The 23692-nt window shown below is 45.1% G+C and carries 15 protein-coding genes; 10 read left to right on the plus strand and 5 right to left on the minus strand.

Features of this window, described 5'->3' with window-relative positions; genetic code table 11:
• Positions 1 to 196: 196 nt before the first annotated feature.
• The 3 genes from dnaE (at position 197) to tilS (ending at position 6261) form a co-directional block, all read left to right on the plus strand.
• Positions 197 to 3679 carry a DNA polymerase III subunit alpha gene (gene dnaE, locus C3Y98_RS02110; RefSeq protein ID WP_135276475.1) on the plus strand — a complete coding sequence of 1161 codons (3483 nt, stop codon included), beginning with the start codon at positions 197 to 199 and terminating at the stop codon, positions 3677 to 3679.
• A gap of 160 nt (positions 3680 to 3839) precedes the next feature.
• Positions 3840 to 4811 carry an acetyl-CoA carboxylase carboxyltransferase subunit alpha gene (locus tag C3Y98_RS02115; RefSeq protein WP_135276476.1) on the plus strand — a complete coding sequence of 324 codons (972 nt, stop codon included), beginning with the start codon at positions 3840 to 3842 and terminating at the stop codon, positions 4809 to 4811.
• Positions 4780 to 6261, plus strand: coding sequence for a tRNA lysidine(34) synthetase TilS (gene tilS / locus C3Y98_RS02120; protein ID WP_135276477.1), 1482 nt, complete (start codon positions 4780 to 4782; stop codon positions 6259 to 6261). The genes C3Y98_RS02115 and tilS overlap by 32 nt, the downstream gene beginning before the upstream one ends.
• Positions 6262 to 6305: 44 nt before the next feature.
• On the opposite strand, the gene C3Y98_RS02125 is transcribed toward tilS, so the two are convergent.
• On the minus strand, positions 6306 to 6950 hold the full coding sequence (locus tag C3Y98_RS02125) for an arylesterase (RefSeq protein WP_135276478.1): 645 nt from the start codon (positions 6948 to 6950) through the stop codon (positions 6306 to 6308).
• Between the two features lie 2 nt (positions 6951 to 6952).
• Between C3Y98_RS02125 and C3Y98_RS02130 the strand changes: the two genes are divergently transcribed.
• Together C3Y98_RS02130 and C3Y98_RS02135 are read left to right on the plus strand one after the other, a co-directional pair.
• Positions 6953 to 7639 carry an ABC transporter ATP-binding protein gene (locus C3Y98_RS02130; RefSeq protein ID WP_135276479.1) on the plus strand — a complete coding sequence of 229 codons (687 nt, stop codon included), beginning with the start codon at positions 6953 to 6955 and terminating at the stop codon, positions 7637 to 7639.
• A complete protein-coding gene (locus C3Y98_RS02135) occupies positions 7636 to 10143 on the plus strand; it encodes an ABC transporter permease (RefSeq protein WP_135276480.1) in 2508 nt (835 codons plus the stop codon). Before C3Y98_RS02130 ends, C3Y98_RS02135 begins: the two co-directional genes overlap by 4 nt.
• A 132-nt stretch (positions 10144 to 10275) precedes the next feature.
• Here C3Y98_RS02135 and C3Y98_RS02140 read toward each other — a convergent pair whose 3' ends face one another.
• Positions 10276 to 12705, minus strand: a complete 2430-nt coding sequence (locus tag C3Y98_RS02140; protein ID WP_135276481.1) for a TonB-dependent receptor — start codon at positions 12703 to 12705, stop codon at positions 10276 to 10278.
• Positions 12706 to 13177: 472 nt separating this feature from the next.
• On the opposite strand from C3Y98_RS02140, the gene C3Y98_RS02145 reads away from it, so the two are divergent.
• The 3 genes from C3Y98_RS02145 (at position 13178) to C3Y98_RS02155 (ending at position 16543) form a co-directional block, all read left to right on the plus strand.
• The gene (locus C3Y98_RS02145; protein WP_135276482.1) at positions 13178 to 14593 is read left to right on the plus strand and encodes a sigma-54-dependent transcriptional regulator; all 1416 of its coding nucleotides are present in this window, start codon (positions 13178 to 13180) and stop codon (positions 14591 to 14593) included.
• 228 nt (positions 14594 to 14821) lie between these two features.
• Positions 14822 to 16021, plus strand: coding sequence for a formate-dependent phosphoribosylglycinamide formyltransferase (gene purT / locus C3Y98_RS02150; protein ID WP_135276483.1), 1200 nt, complete (start codon positions 14822 to 14824; stop codon positions 16019 to 16021).
• Between the two features lie 93 nt (positions 16022 to 16114).
• Entirely contained in the window at positions 16115 to 16543 is a 429-nt protein-coding gene (locus tag C3Y98_RS02155) for a group II truncated hemoglobin (protein ID WP_135276484.1), read from the plus strand.
• A 61-nt stretch (positions 16544 to 16604) separates the two neighbouring features.
• Here the strand turns inward: C3Y98_RS02155 and C3Y98_RS02160 are convergent, their stop codons facing one another.
• Complete coding sequence (locus C3Y98_RS02160) at positions 16605 to 17987, minus strand: DEAD/DEAH box helicase (RefSeq protein ID WP_135276514.1); 1383 nt, start codon at positions 17985 to 17987, stop codon at positions 16605 to 16607.
• Between the two features lie 36 nt (positions 17988 to 18023).
• Positions 18024 to 19715 carry a DEAD/DEAH box helicase gene (locus tag C3Y98_RS02165; protein ID WP_135276485.1) on the minus strand — a complete coding sequence of 564 codons (1692 nt, stop codon included), beginning with the start codon at positions 19713 to 19715 and terminating at the stop codon, positions 18024 to 18026.
• A gap of 414 nt (positions 19716 to 20129) precedes the next feature.
• Here C3Y98_RS02165 and typA point away from each other — a divergent pair, with 414 nt between their 5' ends.
• Together typA and C3Y98_RS02175 are read left to right on the plus strand one after the other, a co-directional pair.
• Positions 20130 to 21938 carry a translational GTPase TypA gene (typA, locus tag C3Y98_RS02170; protein ID WP_135276486.1) on the plus strand — a complete coding sequence of 603 codons (1809 nt, stop codon included), beginning with the start codon at positions 20130 to 20132 and terminating at the stop codon, positions 21936 to 21938.
• A gap of 247 nt (positions 21939 to 22185) precedes the next feature.
• The gene (locus tag C3Y98_RS02175) at positions 22186 to 22713 is read left to right on the plus strand and encodes a PepSY domain-containing protein (protein WP_135276487.1); all 528 of its coding nucleotides are present in this window, start codon (positions 22186 to 22188) and stop codon (positions 22711 to 22713) included.
• Positions 22714 to 22843: 130 nt separating this feature from the next.
• Here the strand turns inward: C3Y98_RS02175 and motD are convergent, their stop codons facing one another.
• Positions 22844 to 23686, minus strand: a complete 843-nt coding sequence (motD, locus tag C3Y98_RS02180) for a flagellar motor protein MotD (RefSeq protein WP_135276488.1) — start codon at positions 23684 to 23686, stop codon at positions 22844 to 22846.
• Positions 23687 to 23692: the final 6 nt, after the last annotated feature.

The following is a 23692-nucleotide window of genomic DNA, read 5'->3' on the forward strand; positions in this document are numbered from 1 at the left end:
CATGAAGTTTTAAGCTCAAGTGCTGGCATAGGGTAATATCCTATGCTGGTAAGGTGCTTACCTTGTATTCACTATTGAAATGCATGATTTAGCAAGCCTTAAACCATCAAAAATATGCTGTATTTAGTAATTTATTTGTAGTGTTAAACACCTACATTGCCTACAACGATACCCGTCAATAAGGTAAAATTACCTTATGCTACAAACGACACCATCCCCTTCAGTTTCTCCTAGTTTTGTCCATTTGCGCTGCCATAGCGAGTATTCGATTGTGGATGGTATCGTGCGCATAGACGACTACGTCAAACAGGCGGTGAATGACAAAATGCCAGCGCTTGCATTGACTGATTTGAGCAATTTGTTCGGTGCCATCAAGTTCTATAAAACTGCCCGCGGCAAGGGTGTTAAACCTATCATAGGTTGTGATGTCTGGTTAGAAAATACGGATAATCGAGAACAGCCTTCACGTTTGTTATTGCTGTGCCAATCCCACGCTGGCTACTTAACGCTATGTCATTTGTTGAGTCGCGCCTATCTAAGCAACCAATATCGCGGGCGTGCCGAGTTTAAGCGTGCATGGTTCTCTGAAATGGGGACTGAAGGCTTGCTGCTGCTGTCTGGTGGACTTGCCGGTGACGTGGGTCAGGCCTGTACACAAGGCAATGTAGGTTTGGCGAAAAGGCTTGCAAATGAATGGCATCAGTTATTCCCAGACCGCTTTTATCTAGAAGTACAACGCATTGCGACTGATGCAGGCAAAGCAGGTGAAGAGCAGTATATTCAGCATGTTCGCCGTATTGCGCACGAGCTAAACCTACCAGTTGTTGCCACGCACCCGATACAGTTTACCTCACCTGATGATTACCGCGCACATGAGGCAAGAACCTGCATTGCTGAAGGTTATGTGCTGGCGGATAAAAGACGTCCGCAAAACTTCACTACCGAGCAGTATTTTAAAACGCAGGCAGATATCGCAGCATTGTTTGCCGATATGCCAGAAGCGCTTACCAATACTGTGGAAATCGCAAAACGTTGTAACCTAAACCTAACGCTAGGTAAAAACTACTTACCGCAGTTTCCTACCCCTAATAATGAAAGCCTGAATGATTACTTAATCTCCGAGGCGCGCCTAGGGCTGGCTAAGCGTCTGGAGGTGTTGTTTCCTAATGAAGAGGTACGAGCTAGTAAGCAGGATGCCTACGCCGCACGCTTAGATTTTGAAACCAATGTGATTAACCAGATGGGTTTTGCCGGCTATTTCTTAATCGTGGCAGACTTCATTAACTGGGCAAAAAATAATGGTGTTCCAGTAGGACCCGGGCGGGGTTCTGGTGCTGGTTCTGTGGTTGCTTATAGCCTAGGCATTACTGATTTGGATCCGCTGGAATATAACTTACTGTTTGAGCGCTTCTTAAACCCAGACCGCGTATCTATGCCTGACTTCGATATTGACTTCTGTCAGGAGGGGCGGGATCGCGTTATTGATTACGTAAAACAAAAATACGGGATTGATGCTGTTTCACAGATCGCAACCTTCGGTACCATGGCGGCAAAGGCCGTGATTCGAGACGTTGGACGTGTGCTGGATTTGCCGTTTAACTTTGTGGATGGCATTGCAAAACTCATTCCGCTAGAGTTGGGTATTACCTTATCCGATGCGCTAGAAAAAGAACCGCAGCTAGCTGAACGCCGTGAAAATGAAGAAGAAGTAAAAGAGTTGCTAGAGCTTGCGCTACGACTAGAGGGCTTGGTGCGTAATATCGGTATGCATGCGGGCGGTGTGTTGATTTCCCCCAGCAAGATTGCAGACTTTTCACCCGTGTACTGTCAGCCAGACGGCGCGAGCTTGGTGAGTCAGTACGACAAGGATGATGTTGAAGCCGTAGGGTTGGTGAAGTTCGACTTTTTGGGCTTACGTACGCTGACTATTCTGGATATGGCATTGGAAAATGCGAATAAACAGCGTGCCGAGCGTGAGTTGCCGCCACTATCGTTTGAAACCCTACCGATCGATGATAAGCCAACCTTTCAACTCTTAAAAACAGCCAATACCACAGCGGTGTTCCAGTTGGAGTCGCGTGGTATGAAGGATATGCTTAAACAGGCGATGCCGGATTGCTTCGAGGATATTATTGCTTTGGTGGCATTGTACCGCCCAGGCCCAATGGATTTGATTCCGGATTATTGCCGCCGTAAGCATGGCAAGCAACGTGTTGAGTACCCGCATCCGCTTACCGAGCCAATTTTAAAAGAAACCTATGGAATTGCCGTTTATCAAGAGCAGGTGATGCAGATTGCGCAGGTGGTGGCTGGCTATAGCCTAGGCGGCGCTGACTTGCTCCGTCGCGCGATGGGTAAAAAGAAAAAAGAAGAGATGGATGCCCAGCGTAAGATATTTACCGAGGGTGCGACCAAAAACAACATGACTGAGCAGCAGGCCAGTGATTTGTTTGACTTGCTGGAAAAGTTTGCAGGTTATGGTTTTAATAAATCTCACGCGGCAGCTTACGCTTTGGTTGCCTACCATACCGCTTATCTTAAAACGCATTATCCAGCGGCGTTTTTGGCTGCCACTATGTCTGCTGATATGAATAACACGGACAGTGTGCATATCTTTTACGATGATTGCGCACCGAATCAGGTTGAAGTGCTGCCACCGGATGTGAATGAAAGTGAGTTCAAGTTCAAGCCTGTGAGCAAGAATCAAATCTTGTATGGCTTGGGTGCCGTCAAAGGGACTGGTTCAGCTGCGATTGATGTGATTTTACAAGCGCGTGCCAAAGATGGCCCATTCACTAGTTTGTTTGATTTTTGCAGCCGTTTAGATTTACGTAAAGTAAATAGACGTGTTATTGAGTCGCTGATTAGAGCCGGCGCATTTGATAAGCTTGAGCCTAACCGGCATGCTTTATTAGCAGGGGTTGCCTTGGCAATTAGTGCCGCTGAGCAAACCAATGCCAACAGCAATCAAAATAGTTTGTTTGGCGAGGCGTCAGACCAATCGGTACATGTACTGCCTAGCGTTGCACCATGGCCGGAACAGCAGCGCCTGCAAGAAGAAAAGGTTGCATTGGGCTTTTATTTTAGCGGTCATCCATATTGGTCTTACCAAAAAGATTTAAGCCAGTTTATCAGTACAACATTAGCGAACTTAGCACCAAAAGATCAGCCGCAACTATTAGCGGGTATCGTCTCTGGCGTACGTAACCGCATGACGGCGCGTGGAAAAATGGCGATTGTTGGTTTGGATGATGGCACAACCAGGATTGAAGTGGTAGTTGGCAATGATTTGTTAAATCAATCGCAGCAACTGCTGAAGGATGACCAGTTGGTGATTGTAGAAGGGCGTGTGAGCCATGATGAGTTTTCTGGCGGTGTGCGCGTGAATGCACGCAAACTATATGACCTTTCTGCATTAAGAAATACCCGTGCTAGTTTTCTAAAAATCATGTGCAATGGCCAGTCCGACGCAGTTAAGTTAAAGACATTATTAAAACCGTACTGTGTGAGTGCATCTGATGAGGTGCGTGGCTGCCCGATTAAAATTGAGTACCATAATCAAACCAGCAAAGTGGAGCTGATGCTAGGCAATGATTGGCGCGTGGATTTGCATGATGAGCTGATTGCGAGTTTAAGCGAATGGTTGAGTAAGAATAATGTAAAAATCCTATATAATTAGCGCATTGTGGATAATGCTATATAAGTGGTCACACCGCTGATAATGACGGATTTATGCAAACTTAACGTTTCTTTAATAGGTTTGCGATTAACGCAAACCTGCACCTGACAGTAAATTTAGGCATTATAGAATCAGATTATTTGAGACAAAACATAACGATATGAAAATTACTTATTTAGATTTTGAACAGCCAATCGCTCAATTAGAAGCGAAAATCGAGAGCCTACGCTCATCACATGATGACCACGATAATTTGGATATCTCAAAAGAATTGACCGCACTAGAAAAGAAAAGCAAAAAGCTATCTGAAGATATTTATGGCAATTTGACTGCTTGGCAGATTTCTCAAATGGCACGCCATCCACAGCGCCCATATACATTAGATTATATTCAGGCTTTATTTACTGATTTTGAAGAGTTGCATGGCGACCGTGCATTTTCAGACGACCCTGCAATTGTAGGTGGTATCGCTAGATTTGAAGGCCAGCCAGTGATGGTGATTGGTCACCAAAAAGGCCGTGATATCAAAGAGCGTCAGTATCGTAACTTCGGTATGCCACGCCCTGAAGGCTACCGCAAGGCGTTACGTTTATTCCGCTTGGCTGAAAAGTTTAATATACCAATCGTGACGTTTATCGATACTCCGGGTGCCTATCCTGGTATTGGTGCTGAGGAACGTGGTCAGTCTGAGGCGATTGCACGTAACCTATATGTGATGGCTGAGCTGAAAACGCCTATCATCGGTGTGATTATCGGTGAAGGTGGTTCTGGTGGCGCATTGGCATTGGGTGTCGTGGATCAACTGCTGATGTTGCAATATGGTACTTATTCAGTAATCTCGCCAGAAGGCTGCGCTTCTATTTTATATAAGAGCGCTGATAAAGCTTCTGTAGCTGCGGAAGCATTGGCTATTACGGCTGATAAGCTTAAAACACTAGGTTTAATCGATAAAATTGTCCCGGAGCCTATGGGTGGCGCGCATCGTGCCCCTGAAGAGATGATGGCATCATTAAAGGTAGCGCTGAAAGAAGAGTTGACTCGCTTTAAATCTAAATCAATTAAAACATTATTAGTGAGCCGTTATGAGCGCTTAATGAGCTATGGCAAATTCAAAGAAGTTGCTGAAAAGTAAGGCTTCTGTCAAACGGGCTGGTAAGCTAGCGTTAGCAAGCCAGCCTGATTCTAATGCACTTCATCCTGTATTATCTGAACTACACTCCTTTTTAAGCCAGCACTTATTTTCGAGCAAGTGCCTAGCTGTTGATGCACATTCACTAATCCAGCCGCTAGCAGCAACGCCTAAACTGTTGCTCGCACTAAGTGGCGGTTTAGATTCTTCCGTATTGCTACACTTATTGGCGACACTTATGCCCTCGCTTGGGTTTGAACTGCACGCCTTGCATGTACACCATGGTTTGAGTCCAAATGCAGACGCTTGGGCCGCTTTATGTGAGCAGCAGTGCCAGTTGCTTCAAGTTCCTATCACTATTACCCACGTGAAGGTGGATCAAGCCAGTAAATTAGGGGTTGAGGCGGCAGCGCGCTTGCTCCGTTATCAGGCTTTGTTTGATGAATTGCGTGCCATTCAGGCAGATTTTGTTGTCACTGCGCATCATCAGGATGATCAGGCAGAAACCTTGCTCCTGCAACTGTTAAGGGGCGCCGGTGTGAAGGGTCTGAGTAGTATGGCAACCGTGGATCAAACACGTAGCCTGATGCGGCCGTTGCTGGGTGTAGCTAGGCAGTCACTTTTTGATTATGCGATACAGCATAACCTGACGTGGTGTGATGACGAGAGTAACGACAACACTAAGTATGAGCGTAATTTTATACGTCATGATGTCATGCCAGTTTTGCAGGCGCGTTACCCTAGCGTGCAATCTGTCATTGCCCGCACCGCTTCACATCTTGCGGAGGCGAGTACATTACTAGAGGTGTTAGCTGAAATAGATGCGCAAGATTTAGTTGTTAACGACAGTATTTGTTTGCAAGGTCTAGCGCAGTTAGGCATGGTACGTGCCAAGAATTTATTACGGTGGTGGTTTGCCCAGCATAAGCTTGCGATGCCTACTTCAGATCACCTTGCCGAGATGTTGACGCAGCTGCTGAATGCTAAACCAGATGCTGAGTTGAGCATTAACATTCAGCATTACACGCTAAGGCGCTACCAGCAACGTGCTTACCTTTGCATACCACAAGTGAGTGAGTCATTTGATATGATGTGGAATGGCGAGGCTACATTGATGGTGCCTGATGGTGGTTTACTTACATTCAAGCAAGTGCAAGGTGCTGGCTTAGCACTTAAATTTGGTATGGCCCGGCTTAGAATTACTAATCGCCGTGGTGGCGAGCGTTTTAAACCAGATGTTACAAGGCCAACACGAACATTGAAGCATCTTTTGCAAGCTGGCAATATTCCGCCTTGGCAGCGTGACCATTTGCCATTGATATACTGGCAGGACACGCTGGCATGCGTGCCAGGGATAGGCATTGCACACGAGCTAAAAGCCGCTGTGGGCGAGTTGGGCGTAGAGGTAACCTGGCAACCCGCTGCATTTGAAGCACATCAGACACGGGCTTAGTTTAGGCCGGCTACTTTGAGGCGACATAAGGCTGATAAGCCAAATTATTTCTTAAGTAATTGCTTGAGGTGCGGCCAAATGTTATCCAAAACCAATGGCTGCGCAATGGCGTTTGGGTGTAGTCCATCATCCTGAATGAGGTTAGCCTTTGCCGCAATATTATCTAACATAAAGGGCACCAGCGGGATATTGTGTTTTTGGCTAAGATTTACGTAACTTTGGCTAAAGTTTGTTGTGTATCGCGGCCCATAATTAGGTGGGATTCTCATCCCTACTAATAATATTTTCGCGCCAGATTTCTTACTTTGCTGAATGATGGTATTGAGATTGGCTGTCATTTCCGGAATAGGTAAACCACGAAGGCCGTCATTGGCGCCAAGTTCAAGGATAATGATATTGGGTTTGGTCTGGTCGAGGGCGTGCTGGATACGACTAACTCCGCCACTGGTGGTTTCTCCGCTTATGCTGGTGTTAACGACTTGATATTGATAGCGTTCCGCATCTAATTTTTTTTGCAGTAATGATGCCCAGCCTTGTTGCTGTGGAATGCCATATGCCGCAGATAAGCTATCTCCATACACCATGATTTTTGCATTTTCTGCAAAAACCGGGGCAGACCATGCAACGAAATTCAAGAACAACAAACTAAGTAGTACGGTTTTAAATACCAACAATAAACGGAACGACATGAATGCAACAGCCTCCTTTGATTCAAGCACAAGATTTACATTACGAAATTACTAACCATGATAACCAAATTCGCATACTCAGTGGCCTAAATCTCAGCGTTGCAAAAGGCGACCAAATCGCCATCATCGGTAGCTCAGGCTCAGGTAAATCAACATTGCTCAGTATGCTTGCAGGGTTGGATATCCCAACCAGTGGAAGCGTTCAAATTAGAGGTAGCGCATTTAGTAGCTTAAATGAAGATGGCCGTGCCGCCGTGCGTGCTGCCGATATGGGTTTTGTGTTTCAGTCATTCCAATTATTGCCCGCACTGACCGCGCTGGAAAACGTGATGCTGCCTTTGCAATTAAAAAGCCATGCAGCGGCAGAAAGACTAAGCTTAGAGGCCTTGGATAAAGTGGGTCTTAGCCATCGTGTGCAACACTATCCCAAACAATTATCCGGCGGCGAGCAGCAACGTGTAGCTATTGCGCGTGCTTTTGCCACACAGCCTAGTATTTTGTTTGCAGATGAACCTACCGGTAATTTGGATAGTACCACTGGACAAATGATTATCGAATTGCTGTTTAATATGAACCAAGAGGCCGGTACTACTTTGGTGTTAGTGACTCATGACATACAACTGGCAAATCGCTGTAAGCGCCTGTTTAAGCTGGATGCTGGTGTTCTACGTGAAGTGACACCATCATGATGCTTGCTATTAAATTAGCTTGGTCGCAGACCCTCAGTTTGTGGCGAGCAGGCGCTTTAAGGGTGCTGGTGTTTGCGCTAGTGCTGGCAGTTGCCGCCATTACTGCCGTGAGTTTCTTTACACAGCGCATTGAATCTGCCTTAAATCAACAGGGGAGTTTACTGATAGGCGGCGACCTAGCGGTTGTGTCAGATCATCCCATTCCGCAAGCACTGATTGACTCAGCAGTAACGCAGAAAATTTCAACAACGCGCACCTATGAGTTTCCTAGTATGGTAATGCGTGGAGAGTCTAGCCAGTTAGTTGAAATTAAGGCGATTGAGGCCAATTTTCCGTTACGTGGTCATTTAACTATTGCTCAGCATGCCGGTGATATAGGGCAGTCTGTGCAATCTGCACCACAATCCGGTGAGGTTTGGATAGAGCCACGTTTAGCCACGTTGTTAGATGTTAAAGTAGGTGACCAACTGGAGGTTGGCGAACGTAGCTTAGTTGTTACTGCAATATTACTGCGCGAGCCTTCACGTGGCGGCAATATGTTTAGCTTTGCACCGCGCCTGATGATGAACGCCAGGGACTTAGCGACCACCAAGCTGATTCAATACGGTAGCCGCGTGAAATATCAGCTATTGCTGGCATCTACACCTGAAAATATTAATGACTATTCTGTACAAGCCAAACCTAAGTTGAGTCGGGGGGAGAGCATCGATGATGTACGTAATGCGCGTCCGGAAATTAAAACGGCATTGGATAAAGCGCAGCAGTTTCTGGGCTTATCTGCCATGGTGAGCGTGGTGCTGGCGATGGTGGCCATGTTGCTGTCTAGTCTGCCTTATATCAAGCAAAGCCTAACTACGTTTGCCTTGATGCGCTGCTTTGGCGCCCAGCAAGCTACTGTGCTACAAATCTTGACAATTCAAACCCTCATCATCGCCTTACTCAGTGCATTGCTTGGTGCTTTACTCGGCTTTATCGCGCAGATGGGTTTGGCACAATTGGCGGGTAGTCTTTTTGTTGAAACATTACCGCCTACTTCATTCGCGCCGGTGCTGATAGGTATTTGCGCGAGTATAGGCATGATGATTGCCGTGGTGTTGCCGCATGCTTGGCAAATGAGAAATCTGTCCGCGATGAATATACTGAGGCTAGACACGTTGATGCTGCCACTATCAGCCCAAGCCAAGTTTTTGCCTGCTGCGTTGATGATGGTGCTGATGATTTTCTGGCAGGCACATGATATGAATATTGCGCTATTCACTATTGTGGCAATGCTGGGATTGAGCTTGGTTGTGCTGGGCTTTATTTACGTTCTGACATTTTTGGTGCAGCGTTTTTTGATATCAACTCCCCGAACCAAGCTGCTAGCTTCAGTAAGCTTGGGTATACAAGACTTAAAGCGGCGGCTAGGCTTATCTACCGTGCAAATGATAGGCTTTTGTATGGGTTTGATGGTCATTATGCTGCTCACATTGATACGTGGTGATCTTATCCGTAATTGGCAAGCCTCTTTGCCTGCAGACGCGCCGAATCGATTTGTCATTAACATTCAGCCAGACCAGATAGATAGCGTAAGTCAATTTTTTACTGCCCAGCACATTAAAGATGCGGCGATTTTCCCGATGGTGCGGGCACGCTTAGTTAGTAAAAATAAACAGCTGATTAAAACGGTAGAGTGGCAAGATGAGCGTGCCAAAAGGCTTGCTGAAAGAGAGTTTAATTTATCTTGGGCGGCGGAAATGCAAAGCGATAATAAACTAATCGCAGGGCGTTGGTGGCCGAGTCAGGACTATGGCAGGCCATTGATATCATTAGAGGAGGGGTTGGCAAAAAGTCTTAATATTAAACTTGGAGATGAACTCCAATTTGATGTGGCTGGAAGCCCGCTCACATTGACTGTAAGCAGCCTCAGAAAAGTAGAGTGGGATACCATGCGCGCTAACTTTTTTGCTGTAACACCACCAGGTGTACTGGATCAATTTACTGCCAGCCATATCAGTAGTTTTCATTTGCCGATAGGTGCCGAAAACTCACTCAATCAACTGATTAAACAGTACCCTAATTTAACGGTGATCGATATTGCAGCCTTGATGCAGCAAGTGCGCAGCATTATGCAAAGAATGAGTCAGGCCGTTGAGTATGTATTTGCCTTTAGCCTGTTGGTTGGGGTTGCTGTGTTGTATGCTTCTCTGGTTGCAACTCGAGAGGAGCGTGTTAAGGAGGCAACGCTAATGCGTGTGTTTGGTGCGTCACGCCAGCAAGTGAGTGTCGCTTACATTGCTGAATTTGCCTGTATAGGCATTATTTCTGCATTAGTGGCCTCTATTGCGGCAAATTTCTTAGCCTATTATATTAGCGTGGGTGTACTTGATATTCCGTTTGAGTTTAATCTGAGTGTGATGCTGATAGGTATCGTCATTGCTACAGTTGTTATCCCAGCTGCTGCATGGCTAGGCTTACGAGGCTTTTTGAATATCCCGCCAAGACAATTACTCAATAGCATTTAAGGCACAGGGGATTGCGTTAACCAGATGTTGATGAGTACAAACTGATATAAAGAAGGGGTTACAGCGAACTGTAACCCCTTTTTTTCATCAGTGGTCATTCGTTAAAATGACCAAGCCAATATTTATTACTGTTTATTTACTTGCTGATGTTTTTGGGCCGCCAAACTCATAGCGAGCACCAATCCAGGCCGCACGCGGTGCGCCAGGCAACAGGCCAAGTTGTTTTGATTCAGTACCATATGTACCATCAGCTGCAAACATTGTTTCCGCTAAACGACCGCTTACATTGTATTCACGATCAAAAATGTTAGTAGCTTTAGCAAACGCTTTCCAACCATTACCAATGTTGTATTGCGTGTCTAAGTTCACAATGAAATAGCCGCTTACTTTACCATTGCCAAGAGCACAGGTGTCAGCTTGCGCCGTATCAGAGCAAGCAGCAGTGTTGGCACGATGGTTATTGTTTTCATTGCCCCATACATAAGCACTTGAATAACCAATCACATTTGTACCAATTGTCCATGCTGGTGTGACAGCATATTGAGCACGTAGTTTTAACTGATGCGCTGGAATAGATGGAATACGATCACCAGGTTTTACATAAATAATACCTTCACCATCTTCTGAGGAGTTTGAAGAGCTTACAAATGATACATCAGAGTCATAAGTGGCACGCACGTAGCTATATGAAGCGCTCCATTTGAATTTATCTACGTCACCAGCCAGACCCATGTCCAAGCCTTGGCGTTTAGTACGACCTACGTTTTTGTAGTAACCTGCACCGTTTGATGAACCTGCGGCAGTAAATTGAATATCATCGTGGTTAACGGCTTGATATACACCAGCATTCCAACGGATGCTCTCTGTGAGTAAGCCACGACCACCAAACTCATAGGTTTTTGCAACCACTTGGTTTAATGGCGGGTCATCCGCCATTGCTGATGGGAGTAAGCATGGTGCTGCTGGGTTGGAACAGCCAAGCTCAATAGCTGTTGGCGCGCGGCTAGACTCGCTATAAGAAGTATAGAACGTTAAATTGTCGTTAGGCGTATGGGTCAGGCCGATACTTGGATTTAAACGTGTATAGCTATCTCTTGCTGTGAGGCTATTAGGGTTTGTGTCTGAGCGAGGACCTCTTAGTGTATCTACGTTATCAACACGGGTGAAGTTCCAACTGGCACCACCAGTTAAATGCCATTTATCGTTGAGCGATAATGTGTCTGTGGCAAATAAGCGAGCTGTATATTGCTTACCGGTGAGGCCCGTGGTTTGAGTGTTAGGTAATACACCAAACTCATTGGATGGGTCATAAGCTGGGCTGTTGAAAATTGGCGCACGGCTAGAGTTAAACACATCTGGATTGTTAGTTTCATCGTAAACGTTAATTAGCGCTGACTGCTTAAATCGCATTAATGTGTAGTCATAACCTGCACCAAGAACAAATTGGTTTTTCTTGCCCATCCAGTCTTGATCAAACGTTACTTGGCCTGTTGCACCATAAGTATCTTGTGTGGTTTTACTGCGATTCATCACTGAACCGGTGTACTCCTCATCGGCATCAAATTGGCCAACGAAACTTCCTATTGTGCCAGTGCCATCAGATTCTCCTTCCCACAAGTCGCCATTTTTTGTATGCCGATTAGACTTTCTGTAATAAACGTTACCGGAGAACATGGTATCTTCATTTATCCAATGTGAGCCGTTCAGTGCCAGAAAGTGTGAGTAGTTGTTGGTTAAGTCTGGGCGAGTGTGAATCTGATCACGATCACCGCTCAACAGGTTTTCAGGTGAAAAACCGTTACCAATCAGATTGTTATCTGTACCGATGTAGGTAAGATCTAATTTTGTGGATTCATTCTGCCAGCCAAATTTACCAAATAACTGATTCAGGTGAGATGGTGAGTTTTTTCTCCAGCCGTCCTCTGTTGTATGTTGATAGCCTAGCATGTAGTCAACTGAACCATCTTTTGATACGCCACCAGCTTCGATTAAAGCGCGTTGGCGCCCCCATGAGCCAGCTTCGTACTCTAACGCCATGCCTTGGTTGTCACGCCCGCTTTTTGTGTGGACTACAATTGCACCACCTAAAGTGTTTAAGCCGAACAAAGGATTTGAGCCCGGTACCATCTGCATATTACCGATAGCAAAACTAGGAATTTTGTCCCAAAGGGTCACATCACCAAATGGTTCATTAACACGCACGCCATCTACATAAGTAGATAAACCTTGAGCATTGCCTAATAATGATGATGCAGAGTAGCCGCGGAAGTTAATCTCTGGTTGCCATGGGTTACCTGACATATCAGACACGGTAACGCCTTGCATATTATTTGTCATGTAGTCGGCAATTGACACGCCAGATTGATTCTTAACATCTTTAGGTGATGCCATTTGAATATTAGCCGGCACTCTGTTTAACGGTAATCCAATGCCAGGCAGTGGTGTTGTTCCATACACCTCAACTTTTTTAAGTGTCATTGGTGTATCGTCTGCAAATGCTGATGTGTTTGCAAATGCAAGCATCACGGCAACAGCGCTGAGTTTCATTACTGGTTTCTTCATTTTGCTACTTTCAATAAAAAATTACATTTATCGTCATGTGGTTGTTATCTATATACATGCAATAAATATTCCATATTGCATTTATTGCAATGTGGTTTATTTAACCATTTGAATTTTATAGCGTATATTTATTTTTCATCACCAAATGCTACATTTGATAGCATCGATTGCTGGTTGTTAATAACCATTAATTGGTTGTTGGTAGCCAAAATGTGGTTGTAATAAACCATATTTTGGTTGAATATGTGGTGGCGTGATGAATAAACTATTGGGTAAAAGTAAGCTGAATGCTTTTTAATGTTTGTTAACTTGAGCGCAATAGGCAACGTGCCGTGCGCATTTTTGTATAAGTTGGCATAGTAAAGGCTAGGTTAAATTTTAACTGAACTTCAATATTTAAACTGTTTGGAATGTTTCTTGCTAACGTTGGCTGGTAAATAACAACCACATATCTGCATTTCAGGAGTAAGCATTGCAATTAGGGCACCTCGGTATCAACGACAACTTAATAACAGGAAAACAGCAGTCAAAAGTACTGATTGTTGAGGATGAGGCATTGTTTGCACGTGCAGTGGTGCGTCGTCTACAAAAATCCGGTTATGAATGTGCGCATGTGGAAAGCTTGCAAGATGCACGTAATATCGTGAGACAGTTTACGCCAGATGTTGTGTTGCTGGATATGCGTCTGCCAGACGGTAATGGGCTAGATCTGCTGCCGGAGTTTGTCGCAAAAGGCGCTGTGGTGATTGTGATGACTGCGCATGGTGAAATTAGCGATGCGGTCAACGCCATGAAACAGGGTGCAGTTGATTACCTTAAAAAACCGATTGATCTAGAAGAGTTGCTATTGTCGATTCAAAAAGCTGAAACCGCGGCGAACCAGAGCAAGAGTTTGGATTATTCACGTCAGCGCAATGCGCACGCATCGGAAGGGGTTGAGTTGCTGGGTGATAGCCCTGCCATGCAGAATGTAAAAATGCAGATTACACGCATCGCACAACTGGTTTCCAATGACAGTGTGCCGCCCACGGTGCTCATTGGTGGTGAAACTGGTACGGGTAAAGATGTGGCTGCACGTTTATTGCATTTATCCTGCGCCAATAGTGAAAAGCCTTTCGTACAGGTTGATTGTGCATCATTACCAGCTGAGTTGATGGAGAGTGAGCTGTTTGGGCATGAGAAGGGCGCGTTTACTGGTGCAGTTGGCGCCAGGCCCGGTTTGATTGAAGCAGCTGAAGACGGCACTTTGTTTCTGGATGAAATCGGTGAGTTGCCATTAGCCTTACAAGCCAAATTACTTAATGTACTGGAGCGGCGTGTGGTTAGGCGCATTGGTTCAACCAAAGAGCGTGCTGTACCTGCTAGATTCGTCGCTGCGACCAATCGCAATCTGCATGAAATGTCGCAGAGCGGGCGCTTTAGGCAGGATTTATACTACAGACTGAACATGATGAGTATCTCTATGCCGCCGTTGCGTGATCGCGGGCAGGATATTATGTTATTAGCACAGCATTTTGCTGCGCAAACTGCAAGGCGTTACGGCCTGACTAGCCCGCATTTTACACGTGAGGCGATTAGCACTGTGCAAGCTTACAGATGGCCTGGCAATGTGCGAGAGCTAAAACATCAGGTGACGCGCGCCATGTTACTTTGCCACAACGGTGAGTTAACGGATATAGATTTGGCATTGCCAAACACTCGACCTGCAGAGCCTTTACCGTTGATGTCTTTAGACTCGCATCAATCTGCTTTGGATGCCGCAGAGCGGGCGATATTGCTACAGGTGTTAACAGAAACTAAATTTAATGTTTCTGAAGCGGCGAGAAAGCTAGGCATAACACGCATGACTATGCGCTATCGTATGGATAAGCATCAAATCAAACCCTAGTGTATTCTACGCTCGCTACGCTTAGAGCTTTGTGCCAAAAGTTTAGTACGCCCAAGGTTAGCATCATAAGCCCTGTATCATTACGTGATGGTCTTACTTACACGGCACAGCTACTTGCCATAGATTCGCTTCTATTTCTGATTTTCTTGTGAATTAACACACATCTGCAATTTTCTTAAAAATAGCTGCGTGGTATGATTCGAGCAATCATCAAATGAAAGAATCCCTATGCGAATCGGAACTCCCTTAAGTCCTAATGCAACCCGTGTCATGCTCTTGGGTAGTGGTGAGCTTGGCAAAGAGGTGATTATCGCTTTGCAGCGCTTAGGTGTGGAAGTGATTGCGGTTGATCGCTACGAAAATGCGCCAGGCCAACAAGTTGCACATCGCGCACATGTCATCGATATGACAGATGATCAAGCCTTGCGTCAGCTCATTGCGCTTGAAAAACCGCATTTAATTGTGCCTGAAATTGAAGCCTTGAACACGGCTACCCTTGCTGATATTGAAAAGTCAGGCATTGCAACCGTAATTCCTACCGTTAAAGCCGTACAGCTGACGATGAATCGCGAGGGAATTCGCCGACTTGCCGCTGAAGAGCTTAATTTGCCGACCTCTCCTTACGCATTTGCGCGCAGCGAAGCGGAACTTCAGGCCGCTATTGATGCTGGTATCGGCTACCCGTGTTTTATTAAACCAACCATGTCATCATCAGGTAAGGGGCAGTCGCGTCTTACACAAGCCAGTGAAGTGCCTGCCGCGTGGAGTTATGCTGCTTCAGCGGGCCGCGTTAATCAAGGTGTGGTGATTGTTGAAGGACAAATTGATTTTGATTACGAGATTACTTTATTAACCGTACGTGCTAAAAACGCGCAAGGTGAAATTAACACTTATTTCTGTGATCCAATTGGTCATGTGCAAGAAAAAGGTGACTATGTAGAGAGTTGGCAGCCGCAGCCAATGGCAAGCAAAGCACTGGAAGAATCTAAACGTATTGCGAAAGCTGTGACTGACAGCTTAGGCGGATTAGGCTTGTTTGGTGTAGAACTGTTTGTGAAGGGCGACCAGGTATGGTTTAGTGAAGTTAGCCCGCGTCCACATGATACAGGCATGGTGACGATGGCTACACAACGCTTTAGTGAGTTTGATTTACATGCGCGTGCAATTTTAGGCTTGCCTGTCGATGTAAGTTTACGTGAAGCGGGCGCCAGCGCTGTGATTTACGGTGGTCATAACACCAAGCAGCTGGCTTTTGAAGGCGTGGAAAAAGCCTTGGCCGTCACTAACGCAGATATTCGTTTGTTTGGTAAGCCAGAGTCATTTACTAAAAGACGTATGGGTGTTGCGTTAGCGTCTGGTAAAGATGTTGCGGAAGCTAGAGCTCGTGCAAAATTGGCGGCTAGCTTGGTAACACCAGTCGAGATGTAACAGCCACACGCATGTAAATATTAAGTGCAGAATTGGCAGCCTTGATTTTAGTGATTGAGGCTGGTAATGCCCTGCAATCAAGGTTTTAAGACAATGTTGAATGAAATAGAAGAAGCAGGCAGTGATAAACGTACTTTTTTTGAACTGCTTGGCGGTGCGGAAAGTGGGACACAAAATATACGCCTGCTAGTTGAAACGTTTTACGACATCATGGATAGTGACCCTAAGGCCAAGCCTTTGCGTGATATGCATCAGCCAGATTTAACTTCTGCACGCGAGAAGCTCTTTATGTTCCTAACTGGATGGACAGGTGGGCCACAGCTATATATCGAGCGCTATGGTCATCCCATGCTACGTAAACGGCATATGCCTTTTGAGATTGGTGAGTCTGCGCGTGATCAATGGATGTATTGCATGATTAAGGCCATGCATCAGCTGGCGTATGACGACGACCTGATGAAGAAGTTGGCGAACCAGTTGTATGGGGTTGCTGACTTTATGCGCAACAAGCAGGGGCATTAAAAAAGGGCACTTGCGTGCCCTTCATTGTGTTGCAACGTTAAATTGCAGATTGTCTCGTCAATTATTTTCTAGATAAGCCACCAAGTAATGCTGCGACCGGTGCTTTCTTCGTGTTAATTTGTCGAGTAGCGACAACGTTTTTGTCCTGCTGTGTGTTCGGTTCGTATGGTTTGTCAAACCATGGGTCAGCGCTCTTTTTCTTACTCGGGATGCGTCTAGCTGTGGATGTTTCACGCTCTTTCACTTGGCTAGCACCGTGACTGCGTGCGCGTGAACTTGGTCTATCTAATGCGACGGTTTCTTTACTAATTTGGCGTTTAATTAACTTCTCGATTTCAACGAGATATTTTTCTTCATCATCGCTGACAAAAGAAATCGCGACACCTAATGCGCCAGCACGTCCGGTACGGCCAATACGGTGTACATAATCTTCTGGTGCGCTAGGAATCTCATAGTTAATTACCATTGGTAACTCACTAATATCTAAACCGCGTGCAGCAACGTCAGTAGCGATAAGTGCTGAAACTGTACCAGCTTTAAACGCATCCAAAGCTTTAATACGTTCTTGTTGATTTTTATCGCCATGAATCGCGTCTGCGGCAATGCCTTCACGTACTAGGCTGCGGCTTAAACGGCTAGCGGTTAATTTTGTTTTGGTGAAGACGATGACTTGTTTTGCATCGGCATCTTTTAATAGTTGAATCAGCAAAGCTTCTTTATCTGATTGCGCAACTTGATATACTTTTTGCGTCACATTGTCATTGGTTGCATTACTGCGCGCCACTTCAATCAGTTGAGGCTTGGTTAAAAAGTCATCTGCTAATTTTTTAATCTCATTTGAGAATGTTGCTGAAAACATTAAGTTCTGACGCTGTTTTGGTAATAATGCCAAAATGCGTTTCAAATCAGGCATAAAGCCCATGTCCAGCATTCTATCTGCTTCATCAAGTACTAACATTTGTACCTGATTAAGTTGCAGTGTTTTTTGTTCAATATGATCCAACAAACGGCCAGGCGTCGCTACCAACACTTCAACCCCGGTTTTAAGGTGAGGTGTCTGTGTTTTGATATCTACGCCGCCATAGACCACCAGTGAGCGTAATTGCGTATGTTTAGCATAGGCTTTTACACTCTCTTCCACTTGAATCGCAAGCTCACGTGTGGGCGTCAAAATCAACGCCCGCACTGGGTGCTTAGCTGGGGAGGTGCTGTTATTAGCTAGCGGTAGTAACTTCTGTAGCAGGGGTAGTGAAAAAGCCGCAGTTTTACCTGTGCCTGTTTGTGCACCTGCCATTAAATCCCCGCCCGCTAAGGCAACAGGAATTGCCTGTGCCTGAATTGGGGTTGGAATAGTGTAACCAGATTCAGTTAATGCACGTAAGAGCTCAGGTGCGAGTCCTAATGTGCTGAAACTTGGGCTGTCAGTCGTTACGATTTCTGTCATTTGTTGGGTACTGTTCAATTAAAGTCTTTACTTAAATTATGCAAAACTACGTGAGCGACGTGGTGCGCCATTGCCTGAGCCTGCGTTTGCACCGCCAAAGCCACTACGTGCTGGGCTACGGCTGTCATTGCGAGCACCATCACGGCGTGCCGGTGCTGCGCCACGATCGTTACGGCTTTCGTTACGCTGACCGTCGCGTGCATATGGTTTTTTACCAAAAGCTACGCTATCGCCAAAGCTGCGGTTAGGCGCGCCTGCATTGCTGCCACGGCTACGGTCACCAGAGCTCTTATCAAACGCTGGACGGTCACCAAAGCTACGTGCGCGATCGCCTGCAGGTCTTTCTGAGCGGTTAGCATCAGATCTGCCAGCATAACCAGCTGAGTTGCCATTCACTTCACGCGGTGCTGAATCACGGTTGCCACGATTTTCAAAACGGTTTTCGTTACGTGGAGCGCTATCACGGCTAGCACCATTGCGATCATCACGGCCTTTATAGCCACCACGGTCATCACGTGGTTTAAAACCACCGCGACCACCTGGTTTATGACCGTCACGACGGCTACCGCTAGGGCCATCCATCTTCATCGCACGTTTTGGCTCAAAGCCTTCAATCACTGCTGGTTCCATACGGTTGCCAGTGAATTGCTCAATTTTACGTAAAATATGTCTATCCATATTTGATGCAAAAGAAATCGCGATACCAGTATTGTTAGCACGGCCAGTACGACCGATACGGTGCACATAGTCTTCTGCAAATTTTGGTAAGTCGTAATTGATGACGTGTGTAATGCCGTGTACGTCGATACCACGTGCAGCAACGTCAGTCGCTACCAAGATTTTTACATCGCCATGACGTAATTTAGTCAATGTACGGTTACGTGCGCCTTGTGTCATATCACCGTGTAGTGCAGCTGTTTTATGGCCTGCAGCGTACAAATCTTCTGCCAGAACATCAGCATGACGTTTAGTGCTAGTGAAAATGATGGCTTGGTTCACTTCTGGAGCAATCAATAAATGCTCAAGTAGTTTATTTTTGTGTGTCATGTCATCAACAAAGTGCAAGCGTTGCTCAATGTTGGCATGTTTTTCACGTTGTGCAGCTACTTGCACTGTTTTAGGGTTCTTAAGAATCTTGTTTGCAATACGTGCGATGTCACCATCTAATGTCGCTGAGAACAATAGTGTTTGACGCTCAGCAGAAAGTTGCTCACAAATACGCTCAACATCAGGTAAGAAGCCCATGTCCAGCATGCGATCAGCTTCGTCCAAAATCAACATTTGTAAACGTGATAAGTCAATACGACCACGTTCCATGTGATCCAATAAGCGGCCTGGTGTAGCAACTAGAATGTCTAATGGTTGTGATAGTAATTTGTTTTGTAGTGGGTAAGGCATGCCACCTACGATACTTACAGTGCGTGCACGTAGGAATTTACCGTATTTGCGCGCAGCCTCGTTCACTTGTGTAGCAAGCTCACGTGTAGGAGTTAACACCAAAATACGTGGACCACGGCTTTTTGATTCGTGCGGAGTTGCAAGTAAGTTAAGTGCTGGCAGCATGAAGCCTGCTGTTTTACCAGTACCTGTTTGTGCAGAGGCCATCAAGTCATGGCCTTCCATTACCACAGGAATTGCCTGTGCTTGGATAGGAGTAGGAGTGGTGTAGCCTGTTTCTTCAATAGCGCGAAGGATGGCAGGGTTAAGGTTTAATGATTCAAAAGACAAGGTAGTCCCTTTCAAAAGCAGTTTTATAAAAACAATAAAAGGGCGCGAGCAAATACATGTATGTTTACAGTGATGTTGTAAAAAACAACATAACGCAAAAAGCAAGTTTCAAATATTTAGTTTCGAGATGCTTTATTTACCAGCGCACGGGCATAGCCGCTAACCAGTAAAGATAGATTTAATATTAAATCTAAAGATAGTCACTTCAAAAGTTCACGAGTGACTGAGGGTCAGGGCGATGAATCTAAAACTTTTAGAGCTATTTGTTTAGCTATTTAAAGTTCTAAGTTGTGCGCATTATATGCATTAATTACACTTTGTCAAAGAGTTTTTTCTATATTTGCATATTGTTAAATCATTCTTGGGGGTTAATGTGTTAAAATCGCCGCCTTTCAATGAACTGGTAGCAAGACAATGTCTCGTAATTTAAGAAATATCGCAATTATTGCCCACGTTGACCATGGTAAAACAACTATGGTTGATAAACTTCTACATCAAGCAGGCACATTCTCATCTCATCAGGCAGTGTCTGAGCGTGTGATGGATAGTGGCGATATTGAAAAAGAACGTGGCATTACTATTTTGGCGAAAAACACAGCGCTGAACTACGAAGGTACACATATTAATATCGTGGATACTCCAGGCCATGCTGACTTCGGTGGTGAAGTAGAGCGCGTATTAGGTATGGTGGATGGTGTGGTATTGCTAGTGGACGCTGTAGAGGGTCCAATGCCGCAAACTCGCTTCGTAACGAAAAAAGCATTAGCTTTAGGTTTGAAGCCTATTGTAGTAATCAATAAAGTTGACCGTCCAGGTAGCCGTCCAGACTGGGTAATCGACCAAACATTTGATCTGTTTGCTAATTTAGGTGCAACAGATGAACAATTAGACTTCCCAGTAGTGTTTGCTTCTGCATTGAATGGTTTTGCAACCCTTGATATGAAGGTTGCTAGCGATAATATGCGTCCATTGTTTGAAACGATTTTAAGCCACGTGGAATCTCCATCTGGCGACAGCAGTGCACCATTGCAAATGCAAATTTCTGCACTAGATTATTCTACTTACACTGGCCGCCTTGGTGTAGGCCGTGTGCGTAACGGTAAAATCAAGCCTGGTCAGGTTGTTGTGGTAATGAACGAAAACAACCAAATTGCACAAGGTCGTATTAACCAGGTGCTAGGTTTTAGAGGTCTTGAGCGTGTGCCAGTGGAAGAAGCTGAAGCAGGCGATATCGTGATTATTTCCGGCCTTGATGACATTGGTATCGGTTTCACTATTTGTGACCGTGAGAACCCAGTAGGCTTGCCACACTTAGGCGTGGATGAGCCAACCTTGACCATGGACTTTATGGTGAACACTTCACCATTAGCTGGTACAGAAGGTAAGTTTGTTACTTCACGTCAAATCCGTGACCGTTTAACTAAAGAGTTGTTGGTTAACGTGGCATTGCGTGTTGAAGATACACAAGATGCTGATGTGTTCCGCGTTTCTGGTCGTGGTGAGTTGCACTTGACGATTCTTTTAGAAAATATGCGTCGTGAAGGTTTCGAGATGGCTGTAGGTAAACCACGCGTAGTTTACCGTGAAATCAATGGTGAAAAATGTGAGCCATATGAAATCTTGACGGTAGACGTAGAAGATGAAAACCAAGGTGGCGTGATGGAGGAGTTAGGCCGTCGTCGTGGTGAGATGCAAAATATGGAATCAGACGGTAATGGCCGTACACGTTTAGAGTACAAGATTCCAGCACGTGGTTTGATTGGCTTCCAAGGCGAGTTCTTAACCTTAACGCGCGGTACTGGCTTAATGGCACATATTTTTGATGAGTACGCACCTGTTAAAGCTGATATGCCTGGTCGTCGCAATGGCGTATTGATTTCAGCTGAGCATGGTGAAGCGGTTGCTTATGCACTGTGGAAACTACAAGACCGTGGTCGTATGTTCTCAGTACCTGGTGATAAATTATACGAAGGTATGGTGATTGGTATCCATAGCCGTGATAACGATTTGATCGTTAACCCGGTAAAAGGTAAACAATTAACTAACGTGCGTGCATCTGGTACTGATGAAGCAGTGCGTTTGATCCCACCAGTCGCTTTGTCTTTAGAGTCAGCAGTTGAATTTATTGATGATGACGAGTTGGTAGAAATTACACCTAAAAACATCCGTATCCGTAAGCGTTACTTGCTAGAGCATGAGCGTAAACGTGCATCAAAAGAGTAATTGATGTCATAAAAAACCCAGCCAAGTGCTGGGTTTTTTATTGTGCAGGTTTGATTGAGTGATAGTTAGCTAGTAATAAGTACTGATCGTGCCGTAATCGTCCCAAGTATTGGTTGATTACAACCAGAAATGTAATAATTTTGTAAAACAATCAAGTGGTTAGCGCTGTTTTGGTAGAATTAAAAAAGTAATAGATTTATCTAGCTACTTAATTTTTATACTTCACTAACAACAATAGGAGTTAACAATGTTTCGTTTATCTTTAGGATCAACTTTAATCGCGACGGTATTTTTTGCAAACGCTGCAATCGCAGGCCATGAAACAATCAAACCAAAAGCATATGACAGCCTAGGTAAATGCGTTAAAGCGGCATTAACTAAACGCGAAGGTACCATCGTAAAGGCAGAGTTCAAGTCAGAGAATAAAGTGGGCGTTTATGAGTTTGATATTGAAACTGCAGATGGCAAAGCGTGGGATGTAGAATGCAATGCTAAAACAGGCAAAGTGACTGAAATTGAAGAAGAGGTCAAAGCTGATGATGCTAGATTCAAAGCACTAGCTAAAGTGTCAGAGGCAGATGCTAAGGCAACGGCACTAGCTGCACACCCTGGAACAGTTGTTGAAACAGAGTACGAACTTGAGTCTGATGGTAAAGCATCTTATGAGTTTGATATTTTAGAAGCAGACAAAGAAGAGGTTAAGGTAGAGGTTGATGCGACTACCGGTAAGATTGTTGAAGTTAGCTACGAAGAATACCAAATCGGTAAAGAGTAATCCGTAAAAGTGTATTAAACACTATACAAAATAAAAGCCAGCATATGCTGGCTTTTATTTTATAACTGTCGTGCGAATCAACATAAATAGAGCAGGTCATCGATTCAAGCAGCTATGCTATTAGTTAAGCCTACTGTGCCGCTTGCGCTTTAGGCAGTGGAGCGGATGCCTGCGGTGTAATCACGTTGGAGGTGTCTTCTTGCGCAGGCATTTCATAGGTAATGATAATAGATACCCGTCTATTTTTTGCGCGTCCGGCCTCTGTTTCATTTTCGCTGATGGGTTGTGATGCACCTAGGCCAGTGGCACTCAGGCGCTGCTCACTGATACCCAAGCTGCTCAGTAAGCGTACAACGCTGCTGGCGCGCACCGCAGAAAGCTCCCAGTTTGAGAAGAACGTGGCGGTATGAATCGGTGTGTTGTCCGTGTGGCCTTCCACTTGAATTTTCCGTTGATTATCTTTAATGAGCGGCACAATTTCACTGATGATTGCATTGGCTGTTGGTGATAAATCAGCCGATCCAGCTCCGAATAGCAGATTATCCTGTATATCAATACGAATGCCACGGCTGGTTTGTATGACTTGAATCTTGCCTTCGGTAATCATAGGCGCTAACTTATTAGATACTTCAGCACCTGTTTTAGCCATAGAGTCACGCTCTCTACGCATTTTTTCTGAATATAAATGGCTGAGTGGCAGTGGTTTGACAATCGATGTATTAGCTTCCGTAACGCCGCGTGCACCTAGGCCTTTTTCTGTGCTTGTCTGGTTAACACCAGAACTGCCGTTGCCGCTAAATGCGGTGCCAATAGAGTTCGTGAGTTGTTTGTATTTGCCTATTTCTACAGATGAAATCGAGTACATGACCACGAAAAATGCGAATAAAAGCGTGATAAAGTCAGCATAAGAGACCAGCCACCGTTCGTGGTTCTCCTGATCTTCTTCTACTCTCTTACGGATGAGTTTCGACATGGTCTA

It is taken from the genome of Methylotenera oryzisoli (genome assembly GCF_004661485.1).
Lineage (GTDB): Bacteria > Pseudomonadota > Gammaproteobacteria > Burkholderiales > Methylophilaceae > Methylotenera > Methylotenera oryzisoli.